13 protein-coding genes are annotated in these 14,938 nt (G+C 45.0%); 6 read left to right on the top strand and 7 right to left on the bottom strand.

Going from position 1 to position 14,938, the window contains the following annotated elements; genetic code table 11:
* Positions 1-320: 320 nt before the first annotated feature.
* The 6 genes from GGE08_RS02445 to GGE08_RS02420 all read right to left on the bottom strand — a co-directional run bounded on the left by GGE08_RS02445 (position 321) and on the right by GGE08_RS02420 (position 7,035).
* Positions 321-974: a CoA transferase subunit B gene (locus tag GGE08_RS02445; protein WP_179383312.1), complete on the bottom strand. Its 654-nt coding sequence runs from the start codon at positions 972-974 to the stop codon at positions 321-323.
* A 50-nt stretch (positions 975-1,024) separates the two neighbouring features.
* On the bottom strand, positions 1,025-1,726 hold the full coding sequence (locus GGE08_RS02440) for a CoA transferase subunit A (protein WP_179383311.1): 702 nt from the start codon (positions 1,724-1,726) through the stop codon (positions 1,025-1,027).
* A gap of 98 nt (positions 1,727-1,824) precedes the next feature.
* The gene (locus tag GGE08_RS02435; RefSeq protein WP_179383310.1) at positions 1,825-4,155 is read right to left on the bottom strand and encodes a penicillin-binding protein 1A; all 2,331 of its coding nucleotides are present in this window, start codon (positions 4,153-4,155) and stop codon (positions 1,825-1,827) included.
* Complete coding sequence (locus GGE08_RS02430) at positions 4,155-4,646, bottom strand: gliding motility lipoprotein GldH (RefSeq protein ID WP_179383309.1); 492 nt, start codon at positions 4,644-4,646, stop codon at positions 4,155-4,157. Before GGE08_RS02430 ends, GGE08_RS02435 begins: the two co-directional genes overlap by 1 nt.
* Entirely contained in the window at positions 4,636-5,796 is a 1,161-nt protein-coding gene (locus GGE08_RS02425) for a regulatory iron-sulfur-containing complex subunit RicT (RefSeq protein ID WP_179383308.1), read from the bottom strand. The genes GGE08_RS02430 and GGE08_RS02425 overlap by 11 nt, the downstream gene beginning before the upstream one ends.
* 207 nt (positions 5,797-6,003) lie before the next feature.
* Positions 6,004-7,035: a rhodanese-related sulfurtransferase gene (locus tag GGE08_RS02420; protein WP_179383307.1), complete on the bottom strand. Its 1,032-nt coding sequence runs from the start codon at positions 7,033-7,035 to the stop codon at positions 6,004-6,006.
* Positions 7,036-7,305: 270 nt separating this feature from the next.
* Here GGE08_RS02420 and recA point away from each other — a divergent pair, with 270 nt between their 5' ends.
* The 5 genes from recA (at position 7,306) to GGE08_RS02395 (ending at position 12,167) form a co-directional block, all read left to right on the top strand.
* Positions 7,306-8,313 (top strand): recombinase RecA, encoded by a 1,008-nt coding sequence (recA, locus tag GGE08_RS02415; RefSeq protein WP_127140449.1) that lies wholly within the window; start codon positions 7,306-7,308, stop codon positions 8,311-8,313.
* A 96-nt stretch (positions 8,314-8,409) separates the two neighbouring features.
* Positions 8,410-8,853 (top strand): hypothetical protein, encoded by a 444-nt coding sequence (locus tag GGE08_RS02410; RefSeq protein WP_179383306.1) that lies wholly within the window; start codon positions 8,410-8,412, stop codon positions 8,851-8,853.
* 27 nt (positions 8,854-8,880) lie between these two features.
* Positions 8,881-9,411 (top strand): RNA polymerase sigma factor, encoded by a 531-nt coding sequence (locus tag GGE08_RS02405; RefSeq protein ID WP_179383305.1) that lies wholly within the window; start codon positions 8,881-8,883, stop codon positions 9,409-9,411.
* Positions 9,412-9,422: 11 nt separating this feature from the next.
* Positions 9,423-10,865 carry an outer membrane beta-barrel protein gene (locus GGE08_RS02400; protein ID WP_179383304.1) on the top strand — a complete coding sequence of 481 codons (1,443 nt, stop codon included), beginning with the start codon at positions 9,423-9,425 and terminating at the stop codon, positions 10,863-10,865.
* A gap of 138 nt (positions 10,866-11,003) precedes the next feature.
* Entirely contained in the window at positions 11,004-12,167 is a 1,164-nt protein-coding gene (locus GGE08_RS02395) for a histidine kinase (protein ID WP_313790881.1), read from the top strand.
* Here GGE08_RS02395 and GGE08_RS02390 read toward each other — a convergent pair.
* Entirely contained in the window at positions 12,164-12,895 is a 732-nt protein-coding gene (locus tag GGE08_RS02390; RefSeq protein ID WP_179383744.1) for a 1-acyl-sn-glycerol-3-phosphate acyltransferase, read from the bottom strand. The genes GGE08_RS02395 and GGE08_RS02390 overlap by 4 nt on opposite strands.
* 116 nt (positions 12,896-13,011) lie before the next feature.
* Here GGE08_RS02390 and trpS point away from each other — a divergent pair, with 116 nt between their 5' ends.
* A complete protein-coding gene (trpS, locus tag GGE08_RS02385) occupies positions 13,012-13,980 on the top strand; it encodes a tryptophan--tRNA ligase (RefSeq protein WP_179383303.1) in 969 nt (322 codons plus the stop codon).
* The last annotated feature ends 958 nt before the right edge of the window (positions 13,981-14,938 follow it).

Here is a 14,938-nt window from a genome sequence, read left to right as displayed (position 1 = left end):
GTTGGTTTTGCCTAAAATTATCGCAAAAAAAAGAGCCGAACAATACGTTGGCTCCATATTTTTCAGGGGGATTTAAACTGGATGACCTAAAGCATGAACAGCTTTTTGATCAAAAGCATAAAACCTGTGAAAAAATCGTTTCTGTAAACTTGAACATTCTCGTTCATCGTAGTGTTAGATTTTAGTGCCATGGTTCAATCGGTTTGTGGTTAATTTGGGTAACAATTTCGTTATAACCAAATATATAATCGTTGAATGGCAATATAAAACTATTGTTGTGTAATGGCAATATTATGTTGTATAAATTAAGCCGTTTAGTATCAAATTTGCATTTCTGGAATTTCACCTTCCACGACCAGTTTACCTTCGGTAGCTGCTTGAATTTCTTCAATGGAAACTCCCGGTGCCCGCTCCAATAGTTTAAAGCCCTCCGGTGTTACCTCCAACACGGCCAGATTGGTCACTATCTTGGTTACGCAACCGACCCCTGTCAAGGGCAAGGTACAGCGCTTCAACAATTTGGATTCTCCCGCTCTGTTGGTATGCATCATGGCCACGATAATGTTTTCTGCCGAAGCTACCAAGTCCATGGCGCCTCCCATTCCCTTGACCATCTTCCCGGGAATCTTCCAGTTGGCGATATCACCATTTTCCGCTACTTCCATGGCCCCTAAAATGGTGAGGTGGACATGTTGCCCGCGAATCATGCCAAAACTCAAGGCAGAGTCAAAAAAGGACGCTCCCGGCAAGGTGGTTATGGTCTGTTTTCCGGCATTGATAATATCGGCATCTTCCTCTCCTTCAAACGGGAATGGACCCATGCCCAAAACCCCATTCTCACTTTGGAACTCCACACTGATGTCGTCCCTGACAAAATTGGCCACCAAGGTGGGTATTCCGATACCGAGGTTGACGTAGTAACCATCCTTGACCTCTTTTGCAATTCGTTTTGCTATTCCGTTTTTATCTAACATATTATTTTCTTTTGTAAAACACCCCTAAAGTCCTCTCAAAGGGACAATTGCTATTTCCGTTCACGGACGGTTCGCTGCTCAATGCGTTTCTCATAGTTTTTACCTTGGAAGATACGCTGCACAAATATTCCTGGAATATGGATCTGGTTGGGGTCCAAGCTCCCCGCGGGCAGCAGTTCTTCCACCTCAGCCACGGTAATGGTCGCTGCGCCACACATGCACGGGTTAAAGTTCCTTGCTGTTCCCTTAAAGATCAAGTTTCCGGCCTCATCGCCCTTCCACGCTTTCACAAAGGCAAAATCCGCTTTGAAGGCGGGTTCCAGTACATACATTTTTCCATCGAACTCCCTTGTCTCTTTGCCCTCGGCCACTTCGGTACCGTAGCCTGCAGGAGTGTAAAAAGCAGGGAAGCCAGCTTGGGCGGCCCTACATTTTTCGGCCAAGGTCCCCTGTGGGGTCAGTTCCACTTCCAGTTCACCGCTCAACATTTGTCGTTCAAACTCATCATTCTCGCCCACATAGGATGATATCATTTTTTTGATCTGACGCTTTTGCAACAAGAGTCCAAGGCCAAAATCATCCACTCCTGCGTTGTTGGAGATGCAGGTGATGTCCTTGATGCCCAAACGGACCAATTCGTCAATGGCATTTTCCGGTATTCCACATAGGCCAAACCCCCCCAGCATGAAGGTCATTCCATCTTCTACCCCCTTCAAAGCCTCAGAAACGTTGGCAACTGTTTTATTGATCATAGAATTCGTATTTATTTGCCCTGAAATTACGATTTAAATAAAAAAGCCCCAAGCAAATTAAGATATGCTTGAGGCTTTGTTAAGAAATAAGTTCTTGTTTAAAAATCCAAGTCGTCCAGATCGTCTTCTGTATCGATTAAATCTTCTTCTTCGTCCTGTTGTTTTGTGCAATCAATGTTGATGGACAGCTCTTCGGGTGCTTCAAACTCCTCCTTGGATACATTCAGTTCTTCGTTGGCGTAGTTCTTCTTCATATAGAGTGCCCAAATAGGCAATGCCATAGATGCCCCTTGTCCGTACAAAAGACGGTTAAAGTGTATAGATCTGTCTTCTCCGCCGACCCAAACACCTGTGACCAGATTCGGCACCATCCCCATAAACCAGCCATCACTCTGGTTTTGTGTGGTTCCGGTTTTACCTGCAATGGGATTGGTGAGTTCGTACGGATATCCAGTGATAATCTCTTTGTATACGGTTTGATTTTTTCCGTAGGTGTGCCGTAATCTTCCGCCCGAACCATATTCGGTAACTCCTTCCAATAGGTTCACCATGGCGTAAGCGACATCTTTGCTCAATACATCCTTCGTCTCTGGTGTGTACTCAAAAAGTACCGTTCCGTTTTTGTCCTCAATACGGGTCACCATGACAGGCTTCACGTAAACGCCTTGATTGGCATAGGTTCCAAATGCGCCGACCATTTCATAGACGCTCACATCGGGCGTACCCAATGCGATGGAAGGCACTTCGGGAATTTCTTTGGTAACCCCCATACTTTTTGCGATGGACGCCACCGACCCAGGTCCAACCCGATCAATAAGCTGGGCTGTAATGGTATTGACAGAATTGGCCAATGCACTTTTAAGGGTCATATCCTCACCGGAGTACTTTCCGTCCGAATTTTTTGGGCACCACGCAGCCATATTCCCATGTTTCCCGGGTTCAATGCAATATTGGTTATCGGGCAGGGTATAACATGGCGAATAGCGTAATTGGTCTATGGCCGCAGCGTAGACGAAGGGCTTAAATAATGAACCCGCTTGTCTAGATCCTTGAATTACGTTGTCGTACTGAAAGTGCTTGTAATCGATTCCTCCTACCCATGCCTTTACGTGACCTGTTTGTGGTTCCATTGACATCATGGCGGTACGTAGAAAAGTTTTATAGTATCGGATGGAATCCATTGGGGTCATGATGGTGTCCTTTTCAAAAGAATCGCTGTTCCAATCAAAAACGGTCATTTCCGTTTTTTCCCGGAAGGTGGCTTCGATATCTTTTTCGGACAGTCCTTCGCGTTTAAGGTGGCGCCATCTCGCAGAACGTCTCATGGCGCTGCGCATAATCGTATCAATGGCTCCTCTACTCACATCCAAGAAGGGTGCGGTGGGATTTCGGTCGGGGGTATTTTGGTGGAAAAACTCGGCCTGAAGGTTTTTCATGTGCTCCTGAACCGCTTCTTCCGCATTGCGTTGCATTCTGGAATCTATGGTAGTGTAGACCTTTAACCCATCGAGGTAAATATTGTATTTCTCACCATCCGGTTTGGGGTTTTCTTCCACCCATTGGTTTAGGAAGCGTTGCATGTACATCCTAAAATAGGTGGCAAGACCTTCCCTGTGGGATTCAGGGTTAAAATTGATTTTCATCTCCAAACTTTGAAGGGAATCTTTTTCTTTTTCGGAGATATAACCGTATTTGGCCATTTGCCCCAATACCGTATTCCTGCGGTTCAATACAAGTTCTTCTCTACGGATGGGATTGTAAAGGGATGAGTTCTTCAGCATGCCCACCAATACCGCAGATTCTTCGGTTCTTAGGTCGGCGGGTTCCTTTCCAAAATAAATTCTTGCAGCGGAACGGATACCATCGGCATTGTAATTGAAATCATAAATGTTCAAGTACATCGCTATGATTTCCTCCTTGGTATAATTCCGTTCCAAGCGTGTGGCTATCACCCATTCCTTGATTTTCTGGGTAACTGCCTCAAATAAGTTTCGTGATCTGACCCCAACAAAAAGCTGTCTGGCCAGCTGCTGGGAAATGGTACTGGCGCCTCCTTTGGTTCCCAAATACACCAAAGCTCTGGCAAATCCTCTGGCATCTATTCCGGAATGGTCATAATAACGGGCATCTTCGGTAGCTACTAGAGCATCGACTATATTTTGGGGCAGGGTCTCATAATCCACCCACGTACGGTTGTCGTCCAAATAGAGTTTTCCCAAGGTTTCGCCATCGGAAGAAATAAACTCGGTGGCCAAATTGGTCTCCGGGTTTTCCAAACGCTCAAAGGTTGGCATTTCGCCAAACACCCCCCATGAGGCCAATAAAAAGATAAGGACCACGGCCAATACTCCTGATCCGAACAAAATCCAAAACCATTTGATAAAGGGGAGAAAGTTTTGCTGCTGTTTTTTTTGACGCTTTTTTGCCATTATAATTTGGGTGCTTTTTCTATTTCCAAACCAACATCTGTTACGCCTTCCAAAATGTGAAGGCCTTCCACATCGCCGTTTTTGCGCATGGCGTGGGAAATGCTCACCTTATATACGCCAGAATCCGGAAAATCGATCTTTTCCTTGTACCAAAGTTTGTTTTCCTTGATACTTCCCATTCCTTTTCCCAGCCATTCGCCGCTCGGCTCGGCCATGCGGTACTCCAATGTATCTTTAACGGTGTTTCCGCTAGGATATTCCAGTTCGGTAATCAAAAATAGGTTGCTAAAGGCAAAAGTGTCATCATTTCTAATATTGATGAACACATTATAGGTTTGGGTGGAGTCCAGTCCAGAGAATTGAAAATCAACTCCTTGATCCATCTGCCATTTACCGTCGGTGATGGGTTGGTAATCCGAGTAGACCAATAGTTCATTGCAGGATGATAATGCAAGAACCAGCACCAGTGGCAACAGCAATTTATTTCGCATTTGGAGATGCTTTAGATTTTGGTTTTCTGCGCTTCTTTTTTCTACGCTTTTTTCTGTTTGGCCGATCAAATCGGGTAAGGCTGTCTTGCCCGACCACATTTTCGAAAGTGGTTTTATCCTCGGTAACATTGTCCGCGGCATATTCTTCGAGACTGGCCACTTTTTGGTTCTTTTTGTTGAGTTCCAAAATCTCCAGTACCTGATCTTTGGAAAGCGTATGCCAAGTAGCAGGTTCATCCTTGTAAGAGAACCAAAGTGTTTCTTTAAAAATATCGGCTTTTTGGCAAAATGCGATGCCCTTCTGTGTTTTTAACTTACAATCGGACGGCGGGAAGTTTTTGAGCGCTTCCAAATACATATCGAGCTCGTAATTGAGGCAGCACTTTAATTTACCGCATTGGCCCGCTAATTTCTGTGGGTTGAGGGCCAGTTGTTGGTACCGGGCGGATGCCGTGCTCACCGACCTAAAATCGGTCAACCAAGTGGAACAGCAAAGCTCCCGACCGCAGGACCCGATGCCTCCCAAACGTTGGGCTTCTTGCCTATATCCTATCTGGCGCATTTCAATCCGGATACCGAAGGCTTTCGCCATATCCTTGATCAATTGTCGAAAATCCACACGGTCCTCAGCAGTATAGTAAAAGGTGGCCTTGGAACCATCTCCTTGGAATTCCACATCGCTCAGTTTCATTTCAAGTTTTAGGGAAATGGCAATCTCCCGCGAACGCTTTTTGATTTCCTCTTCGCGGTCCCTACATTTTTGCCAAATATCAATGTCCCGTTGACTGGCCTTTCTGTAAACTTTTGGAAGGTTCTTATCGTCCGGAGAAACTTTTTTTCGTTTCATCTGGATGCGAACCAGCTCTCCGGTAAGGGTTACTACCCCAACATCGTGGCCGGATTTGGCCTGGGTGGCCACCACATCACCAATGGACAAGGTGAGGTTCTCCGTATTCCTGAAAAATTCCTTTCTGCTGTTTTTAAAACGTACCTCAACGCAATCAAAAGGTTTTTGACCGTTGGGCAACGACATATTGGAAAGCCAGTCAAAGACTGTGAGCTTGTTACAACCATCAGTGCCGCAAGTACCATTGTTCTTGCACCCACGCGGTTGTCCATCCTTGCCGGTTGAACAACTGCTACACGCCATATTTAATATCTTGATTGGGGAGCCAAAAAAAGCAAACTGTCTGTTCTAGCGCGGACCGGAAGTCCATCTTACATAGGGAAATCCAAACCATACATCCACCACGCCGATGAAAGAACCTGTTTTGCTACACTGTTTGAGCAGCCCCAATAGGGTTCATAAAAAATTACTTGATGTAAATATAGTACAATTTGTGGCAGTAGTGAAATGCTACTTCTTGTATTTCAACACGGGAGAGCGTCCTTTTTTGAATATTTTGTTGCTGGCTCCCTTGCCCTTACGCAAACGTTTTTGTTCCTCGTAGGGCAGTGCATGCACTTCCATACAATCCACCGAACAACAATTGTTCATTTCCTTGGCACAATCATCACATTGGATAAACAACAAATGGCATGCTTCGTTTGCACAGTTGACATGGGTATCACAAGGCTTTCCGCATTGATGGCAATGTGCGATCACATCTTCGGAGATGCGTTCACCGCGCCTATGGTCAAAAACAAAGTTTTTGCCCAAGAATTTGTTTTCCAATTGCTTTTCGCGCACTTGTCGGGTATATTCGATAATGCCGCCTTCCAGTTGAAAAACGTTTTTGAAGCCTTTGTGCTTGTAGTAGGCACTGGCCTTCTCGCAACGGATGCCTCCGGTGCAGTACATCACGAGGTTCTTGTCCTCTTTGTGTGCGGCCAAATCCTTTTCGATGATGTCCAACGAATCGCGGAAGGTATCCACATCTGGGGTAATGGCATTTTTAAAGTGCCCTATCTCGCTTTCGTAGTGGTTGCGCATATCTACCAGAACGGTATTTTCATCTTCGATAAGCTGATTAAACTGTTCCGCACCTACGTGTATGCCCTTATTGGTGACGTCAAAGGTATCATCGTTCAATCCATCGGCCACGATTTTATCGCGTACCTTAACCTTTAATTTCAAAAAGGACTTGTTGTCCTGCTCAATGGCAATGTTTAATCTTACATTTTCCAAAAAGGTGATGCTGTCCAAATGCTCCTTGAAGCTATTGAAATTATCTGCTGGCACCGAAAGTTGTGCATTGATTCCTTCGTGGGCCACATAAATGCGCCCGAGAACTTCCATTTGGTCCCAAGCCAAAAAAAGATGGTTTCGTAAAATCTGTGGATTGCCTATGTGTGCATATTTGTAGAAAGAGATGGTAAGCCGATCTTTCCCGGCCTCCTCAATAAGCGCCTCCCTTTCCTTTGCACTTAATGTGTTGTACAGTTGCATGCTATACCGGATTAAGTTTTAAGAATGGTTCTTTTAAATGTGCGGCAAAGATAGAAAATTAAGGGAGAGCAAACTAAAAGGGCCGCGAAGGCCCCTTTAATCCATTACTACTTTCTCATAGCAGCGTTCTCTTTCTCATAGCAATTGCGAGCCAAAAGGCTCTATGGAGATGAGTTAGTACTTTAAGGATGTAATGTTATTAAAAAGGTTGCGTGCCCTTTTTTTCATGTGGAAAGAAATGGTATTTTAGCCTTCCTAATATTTTTTACCATGAGCAACGAGAAAGAAGCAAAATTAAAAGCCCTTAAACTAACCCTGGACAAGTTGGACAAAACCTACGGTAAAGGTGCTGTCATGAAAATGGGGGACAGTGTTGTGGAAGATGTTGAAGTGATTCCTTCCGGCTCATTGGGACTGGATATTGCCCTAGGTGTGGGCGGTTACCCCAAAGGAAGGGTAGTGGAAATCTACGGTCCTGAATCCTCGGGTAAAACTACGCTGACTTTACACGCCATTGCCGAAGCACAAAAAGCAGGAGGTATTGCCGCTTTTATTGATGCTGAACACGCTTTCGACCGTTTTTATGCCAAAAAATTAGGGGTGGATATCGACAACTTGATCATATCCCAACCCGATCATGGGGAACAAGCTTTGGAAATTGCCGACAACCTGATCCGTTCTGGGGCCATCGACATTGTTATTGTGGATTCCGTGGCTGCCTTGACCCCAAAAAGTGAAATCGAAGGGGAAATGGGGGATTCCAAAATGGGATTGCATGCGAGGCTCATGTCGCAAGCTTTGAGAAAACTTACCTCCACTATCAGCAAAACAAAATGTACCGTAATATTCATCAACCAGTTACGGGAAAAAATCGGGGTCATGTTCGGTAACCCTGAAACGACCACGGGTGGTAACGCCCTAAAGTTTTATGCTTCGGTGCGATTGGATATTAGAAGGTCTACCCAGATTAAGGATACGCACGGCGAAGTCCAAGGAAACAAGACTAGGGTAAAGGTGGTCAAAAACAAAGTGGCACCTCCCTTCAAAACGGCTGAATTCGACATCATGTACGGAGAAGGAATTTCCAAGATTGGGGAAATACTCGATTTGGGAGTAGCTTACGAAATCGTGAAGAAAAGCGGTTCTTGGTTCAGTTATGGCGATACAAAACTTGGACAAGGCCGGGATGCCGTAAAATCGCTCTTGCTGGACAATCCAGAGCTTGCAGAAGAATTGGAAGCCAAGATCAAGGAAGCCATTGCCGCAGTAAACCAGTAATCTTTTTATCGATTTTTCTGGCAGATTGACATTGGCCTTTTCAAATCCTACGCAACCCTTGTGTATACCATACATCTTAGGGAAAAAGGATTAATTATGAAAAAAGTGCTGATGCCCTTCTTATTGATTGTGGCATGCTCATGGTTCATCTCCTGTGAGGTGGACGATGATTCCCCCAATTTTTACTTTACCTCGCTGACCACGGTCGAGGCCCAAATGCCCGAATCGTTCGAGTTTGGGGAAACCTACGATATTGAAGTAACCTACCTAAGGCCAAATGGCTGTACCTTTTTTGAAGGCTTTAATGTGTCACAAACGGCAGAAACCGGTCGCGATGTTGTCGTGGTAGGCTCCGTGCTCACCGATGAGGACACTGTATGTACGCAAGCTGTAGAAGAAGTTGTGGCCACCTTAAAATTTAATGTAATTTACACCAAAGACTATGTCTTCCGATTTTATGCGGGCGATGATGAAGACGGCAACCCGACCTTTTTGGAGTACACCGTCCCGATTGCAGAAACGGAGAACACAAATCAATAACAACAAAAATCCAACATTGACCAACATTTGGATCTTGAAGAACTGATATATCATTGTCAAAAGGGAAACCGACAGGCACAAGCTGAACTATACCGGAGATATTCCGGTATTCTTTTCGGGATGTGCCTCAAGTATTCTCGGAACAAAACGGAGGCAGAAGACAATCTGCACGATAGTTTTATGACCATTTTTGACAAGATCGATCAATACGGTTTCAAAGGATCTTTTGAAGGCTGGATTAAACGGATTACGGTAAACACCGTTCTTCAAAAATACAGAAAGGACCAACACCTAAATGTAGTTTCCGAGAATACCGAAGATGAGGAAGATGTGGACACCGATGGTACCGACATCAGTCTCTCCACTTTACTGGGATACATTCAGGAACTGCCGCACAAATATCGGCTCACCTTCAACCTTTATGTGCTGGACGGTTATAGCCACAAGGAAATAAGTGAGATGTTAGGGACATCCACCGGAACTTCCAAATCAAATTTGGCTCGGGCCAAGGCGATTTTGAGGGAAAAAATAGAAAAAACCAAAATAAACATTGCTTAAACGAAATGACAATGGGGAAAAAGAATTTAGAGCAATTGTTCAAGGAACGCTTTAGCGATTTCCATGAGGCGCCCGACCCGAAGGTCTGGGCCTCCATCGAAGCTTCCTTGGACCAGAAAAAAAGAAAGAAACGCGCCTTTCCCATTTGGTGGAGCCTTGGCGGCGTTGCTGCTGCATTGGTTTTGTTGCTACTGGTAGCAAACCCTTTTACGGAAGACACCATAGAACCACAGGTGATTTCTGAAAAGGAAAACGTTGCATCGCCCAAAACCATGGACAAGTCGGAATCCGATATTACCAAAGATGGGACAAACACGAAAGCAACTCCTGAAAATCAAGAGGGTTTGGTGAGCAATACTGATGATGGAACCACTATCAACAAAGAAAAGCCGCTGCCCAACAACAATTTAAATAAAAACCAGGCCTCCTTGGCCCAGAACGCCGAGCAGAACACGCTTGAAAACCGTTTAAAGGCCAATAATAAAACCAATCGGTATGCTTTGGGCGAAAATGATGGGCAGACCACTAAGGGAACTGCTATGGACGGTAATGAAGGTATTGTGTCTTCTGAAAGTCCTAAAAATCAGTCCAACAATGAAACGGCTTCAGCCGCAGCCGAAATGGCAGCGATTGACGAGGAACAGCAGGTGACTGAAAAGCAGTCCATTTATGATGCCATAGCCGAGCAGAACGAAATTGAGGAGGCCGTCGTCCAAAACAAGTCTGGCAAATGGTCCGTTGGGCCCTCGGTGGCGACTGTATACTTTGACGCCTCAGGCGATGGCTCGCCCATAGACCCCAGTTTTGCATCCAACTCCAAATCAGGAAAGGTTAACTTGAGTTATGGTGTTAACGTGGCCTACGAGGTGGGAAAAAAGCTAAAAATACGATCAGGGGTGCATCGGGTCAACTTTGGATACAACACCAATGATGTTGTGTTTTCCTCTACCTTGAGATCCGCCTCCAACGACAGGATCGAAAACATCAATTACGATCCAAACGCCCTATCCATCGTTGTAGAGAGTAAAAACAATGCAAAAGATGCACTGGCCGTCAATTCCAAGGAAATTGCCCTGAACGAAGCAGCCGCCTTTGATGGTTCCATGGTACAACAACTGGGCTATATTGAAGTTCCCTTGGAGTTGAATTACGCAGTTGTGGATAAAAGATTTGGAGTTGATCTTATCGGTGGGGTAAGCTCCCTGTTTTTGGTAGACAATGCCGTATTGCTGGAATCCAATGAACTCATCACCGAAGTGGGCGAAGCCAACAACATTAATTCGATGAATTTTAGTGCCAATTTTGGTATGGGGCTCAACTACAAGTTTTCGCCCAAAATACAGATCAATGTAGAACCTGTGTTCAAATACCAATTGAACACCTTTTCCAATGTTTCCGGCAACTTTAGGCCATATTCCATTGGTGTGTACAGCGGATTTAGTTTCAGGTTCTAGCATCTAAGACGTTGGTTAGGAAGATTGCTCCTTTAAGCAATCATTCGAGCGCTCTATCCTTAGGGCGCTTTTTTTTATAAAACATTCGCATATTTTTCTTACTTTTTCCACATCAACACTAACCAAAGGATTGATACTGTGACCGCTGAGAATTTTGAGGACATCCTTGTGTACTTTTCCAAATCGTTGATGGGAAAGGAAAACGAAGAGGATATTCTTTGGGATGTCGCCAAGAATTGTATCGCCAAACTGGGCTTTGTGGACTGCGTGGTCTACTTGGTCGACCACAACAATGTCCTTATTCAAAAGGCAGCCTACGGTCCCAAGAACCCAAAAGACCGTACCTTGCACAACCCGGTGGAAATCCCCGTTGGGCACGGAATCACTGGGGCGGTGGCCAAAACACGTCAAGCGGAATTGATTGTGGACACTTCCCAAGACCCCCGATATATCGAGGATGATGACAACCGGCTTTCCGAAATCTGTGTCCCCATTACCTATGAGGACCAACTCTACGGCGTTATCGATTGTGAGCACCCCGAAAAAGGATTTTTTACGGAGCGCCACCTCAAGATGTTATCCGCCATTGCCTCCATTTGCGCCATAAAAATTAAGAGTGTGCGCGCCAATCTGGAGCTTTTGGAAAAGCAGGACAAGCTTTTTCAGATACGGGAGGAAATGATGGAGCTAAAGTTGAAAGCCCTGAATTCACAGTTGAACCCCCATTTTATTTTCAACTCGCTCAATGCCATCCAGTATTTTATAACTGCACAAAAAACCAAGCTGGCCTTGGATTACTTTTCCACCTTTAGCCGTTTGGTCCGATATTACCTTAAACAATTGGGAGAGGACACCACGCCATTGTATCACGAAATCGATATGCTGCACTGGTACCTAAAGCTTCAAAAGCTGAGGTATGATGACTCTTTTGCCTACACCATTTCCATAGAAAAGGACAATCACAATATCGAGGAGGCCATTATTCCATCTTTCATCATCTTGATGCTCTTTGAGAACATTGTGGAACAATCATCCATCAACCAAGAAATTGACCAACATTTCCATATCGATATTAAATCAACCTCAACATCCGTGATCCTGAAGGTGGAGTATCATTGTAAAAATTTGGATCCCCATGTTCCAAAAAATCTGGATTACCGGGAAGATATCCTAAAGTGGAAAGACCAAGTTCGACTTTTGAATACGGTCAAAGGCTACAGCATCGCCCACCAAACATCCAGTGTGCAGGCCAAGGGAATGTACAAGAAAAGCATCTTGTTACAACTCCCGAATTTGGTTTAGGCCAAATCCTTCAAAATTACGGTTCTTACCTCTTCGCGCAACGTGGAAGTATCCTCCGCGCTCAAAATGCCCGTTTCGAAGAATGGATGCACCTTTGCCCTTATCCTTCCTGGTCCACCGCTCAAAAAGGTAAAGGAGAACCGCTTTTTATTGTCCAGAAAGGTGATGGGTACCACTGGGATTTTATGGGCAATCGCCATTTTAAAAGCGCCATCCTTAAATTGGTCCAGAACAATTTCTTCTTCCGGGACACCGCCTTCGGGAAAAATACAGATGCTCAAGCCTTGGTTCAGTCGTTTTTGGGCCCTTCGGTACACGCCCGTTCTACTCTTTACGCTGTCCCTGTCCACCAAAATACAGACCCTTTTATAGAAAAATCCGAAGATGGGAATACTTACCAGTTCTTTTTTGCCCACGAACACAAAGGGATTGCGGCTAACGATGAGCATCAGCATAATATCGAGCATACTGGTGTGGTTGGCCACCAACATATAACTTTTGCCCTGTTCCATACGCTGTTGCCGTTCAATTTTGGGAAAACAGCCCATCCCGTACAAAATAGGCACGGCCCAAAAGTTACGTGCCAGCCAAAAAAATTGATGATAGGTCTTTTCGGAAATCGTAAAAAGCAGCAATAATGGAAAAAACAACAGTATAGGTACGGTAACCAGGATATAGAACCATACCCGGTACAAAACATGCCCCACATTTCTCACCACACCTAACATGGGGCCAAATGTAAAGTATTTCGGAATTTTCATTCGGCACATAGCCTATCTTTTAGACAAACTACTACTTTTTTAATACGCAGGGGATGCTTACTTTTACGCGCAAAAAAGGAAGCATGGCGCGAATTCTGACCGGGATACAAAGTACAGGAACACCCCATTTGGGGAATATTTTAGGGGCCATTATGCCTGCTATTGACATGGCCCAAGACCCCAAGAACGATTCCTTTCTCTTTATTGCCGATATGCACTCCCTTACCCAAATCAAGGACGGGGAACTTTTGCGCAACAACACCTACGCCATTGCCGCCGCATGGCTCGCTTTTGGCCTTGATATTGAAAAAACCGTTTTTTACCGACAGAGCGATATTCCACAGACCGCAGAACTGGCCTGGTACCTGAGCTGTTTTTTTCCGTATCAAAGATTGACGCTGGCACACTCCTTTAAAGATAAGGCCGATCGATTGGAAGATGTAAACGCAGGCCTGTTTACCTATCCGATGTTGATGGCAGCCGATATCTTACTGTACGATGCCGACATAGTTCCCGTAGGGAAAGACCAATTGCAGCACCTGGAAATGACCCGCGATGTGGCTGCCCGCTTCCACAACCAAATGGGCGAAACCTTTGTGATGCCCGAAGCCAAGGTGCACGAACAAACCATGTACGTTCCCGGGACCGATGGTGAAAAAATGAGCAAAAGCCGCGGTAACCTCATCAATCTGTTCCAACCCGACAAAAAATTGCGCAAGCAGATCATGGGCATCGTTACCGATAGTACACCCATGGAAGACCCCAAGGACCCTAGCACGGACAATGTTTTTGCCCTCTACAAGCTTTTGGCAGCTCCCGAGCAAATCGAAGAAATGAGTGCCAACTATTTGGCCGGAAACTACGGTTATGGCCATGCCAAGCAAGCCTTGTACGAACTGATCTTGGAAAAATTTGAAGAACCCCGCGAAAAGTTCGAGTATTACATGACCCACACCAACGAAGTGGACGAAGCCTTGGCCTTTGGCGCCGAAAAAGCACGTAAAGTGGCCGATGGGGTACTGGCAAGGGTACGTGAAAAGTTGGGGTATTAGCAGTTCATCCTAAATTAGAGCCGTCGACGGGGAAACCAGCAACCCTACAAATACTTGTAAACCCCTTGATTTTTCTTCCAAGACCGATTAAACCTCGATTTACCGTGGTAAAGTTTCGATGAACAACAACCAAAATCAGGGCGACTGTTCTGTTTGTGTCTTTATGGTTGAACTGGCCTCGAAATAGTTCAAAACTGCGCTGTTTCTTGTCATTTCGACATGAGGAACGCAGTGACGATGGAGAAATCTCTTTGCAAAACTCAAGTTCAAACTCAAAGGTCAAGTGCAAGTTTCAAGTTCAAGTTTCAAGTTCAAAGTTTAAGGGTTAACGTCAAAAGGGTATTTCAAATGACAAAGAACCAATTCGTGAAATTCGTGTCAACTGCCAACTGCCCACTGCCGACTGACTCCCGATAGATTTCTCGACTGCGCTCGAAATGACATCCTAACTCGCAACACGAAACACGCAACTCAAAACTCCCGACTTCGGTCTTCGGACTCCCGACAGATTTCTTACATTCGTTCGAAATGACAAAGAAGCCTATTCGTGCCAATTCGTGAAATTAGTGCCAACTGCTCTTTGAATCACATCGTGCAACCCGAAACACGTATCCCATAACTCCTCATCTATTCCCGTCTATTTTCTATCGTCTTTTCTCTCCTGGGTCTTGGCTCTTGGTTCTTGGCTCCTCACTGAACTAGGTTCTCGATACATTTTTTGTCTCTTTTTTTCAAAAACCGCCAAAAAACACTCGAACTGACAAACCCTCTTACAAAACCAACAATTTCAACTGCGTACTGCAAACTGCACACTGATTCCCGATTTTTTACCCATAACTCGCAACACGAAACACGAAACACGTAACTCTAAACTCCTAACTCCCAACTTCTAAAATCTCATTTCCAACCCCAAAAATCTACCCTCCCAAAAAAATCCGTCAGATCAGAAGCACCATCC

This window comes from Allomuricauda sp. ARW1Y1 (genome assembly GCF_013407935.1).
In the GTDB taxonomy this organism is placed as follows: Bacteria; Bacteroidota; Bacteroidia; order Flavobacteriales; family Flavobacteriaceae; genus Flagellimonas.
This window is presented reverse-complemented; position numbering and strand designations above follow the sequence as displayed.

Bases quoted from the DNA above. Each gene is read 5' to 3' on its own strand.
- GGE08_RS02445 (WP_179383312.1), bottom strand. From the start codon at position 974: ATGTTAGATAAAAACGGAATAGCAAAACGAATTGCAAAAGAGGTCAAG.
- GGE08_RS02440 (WP_179383311.1), bottom strand. From the start codon at position 1,726: ATGATCAATAAAACAGTTGCCAACGTTTCTGAGGCTTTGAAGGGGGTA.
- GGE08_RS02435 (WP_179383310.1), bottom strand. From the start codon at position 4,155: ATGGCAAAAAAGCGTCAAAAAAAACAGCAGCAAAACTTTCTCCCCTTT.
- GGE08_RS02430 (WP_179383309.1), bottom strand. From the start codon at position 4,646: ATGCGAAATAAATTGCTGTTGCCACTGGTGCTGGTTCTTGCATTATCA.
- GGE08_RS02425 (WP_179383308.1), bottom strand. From the start codon at position 5,796: ATGGCGTGTAGCAGTTGTTCAACCGGCAAGGATGGACAACCGCGTGGG.
- GGE08_RS02420 (WP_179383307.1), bottom strand. From the start codon at position 7,035: ATGCAACTGTACAACACATTAAGTGCAAAGGAAAGGGAGGCGCTTATT.
- recA (WP_127140449.1), top strand. From the start codon at position 7,306: ATGAGCAACGAGAAAGAAGCAAAATTAAAAGCCCTTAAACTAACCCTG.
- GGE08_RS02410 (WP_179383306.1), top strand. From the start codon at position 8,410: ATGAAAAAAGTGCTGATGCCCTTCTTATTGATTGTGGCATGCTCATGG.
- GGE08_RS02400 (WP_179383304.1), top strand. From the start codon at position 9,423: ATGGGGAAAAAGAATTTAGAGCAATTGTTCAAGGAACGCTTTAGCGAT.
- GGE08_RS02390 (WP_179383744.1), bottom strand. From the start codon at position 12,895: ATGTTAGGTGTGGTGAGAAATGTGGGGCATGTTTTGTACCGGGTATGG.
- trpS (WP_179383303.1), top strand. From the start codon at position 13,012: ATGGCGCGAATTCTGACCGGGATACAAAGTACAGGAACACCCCATTTG.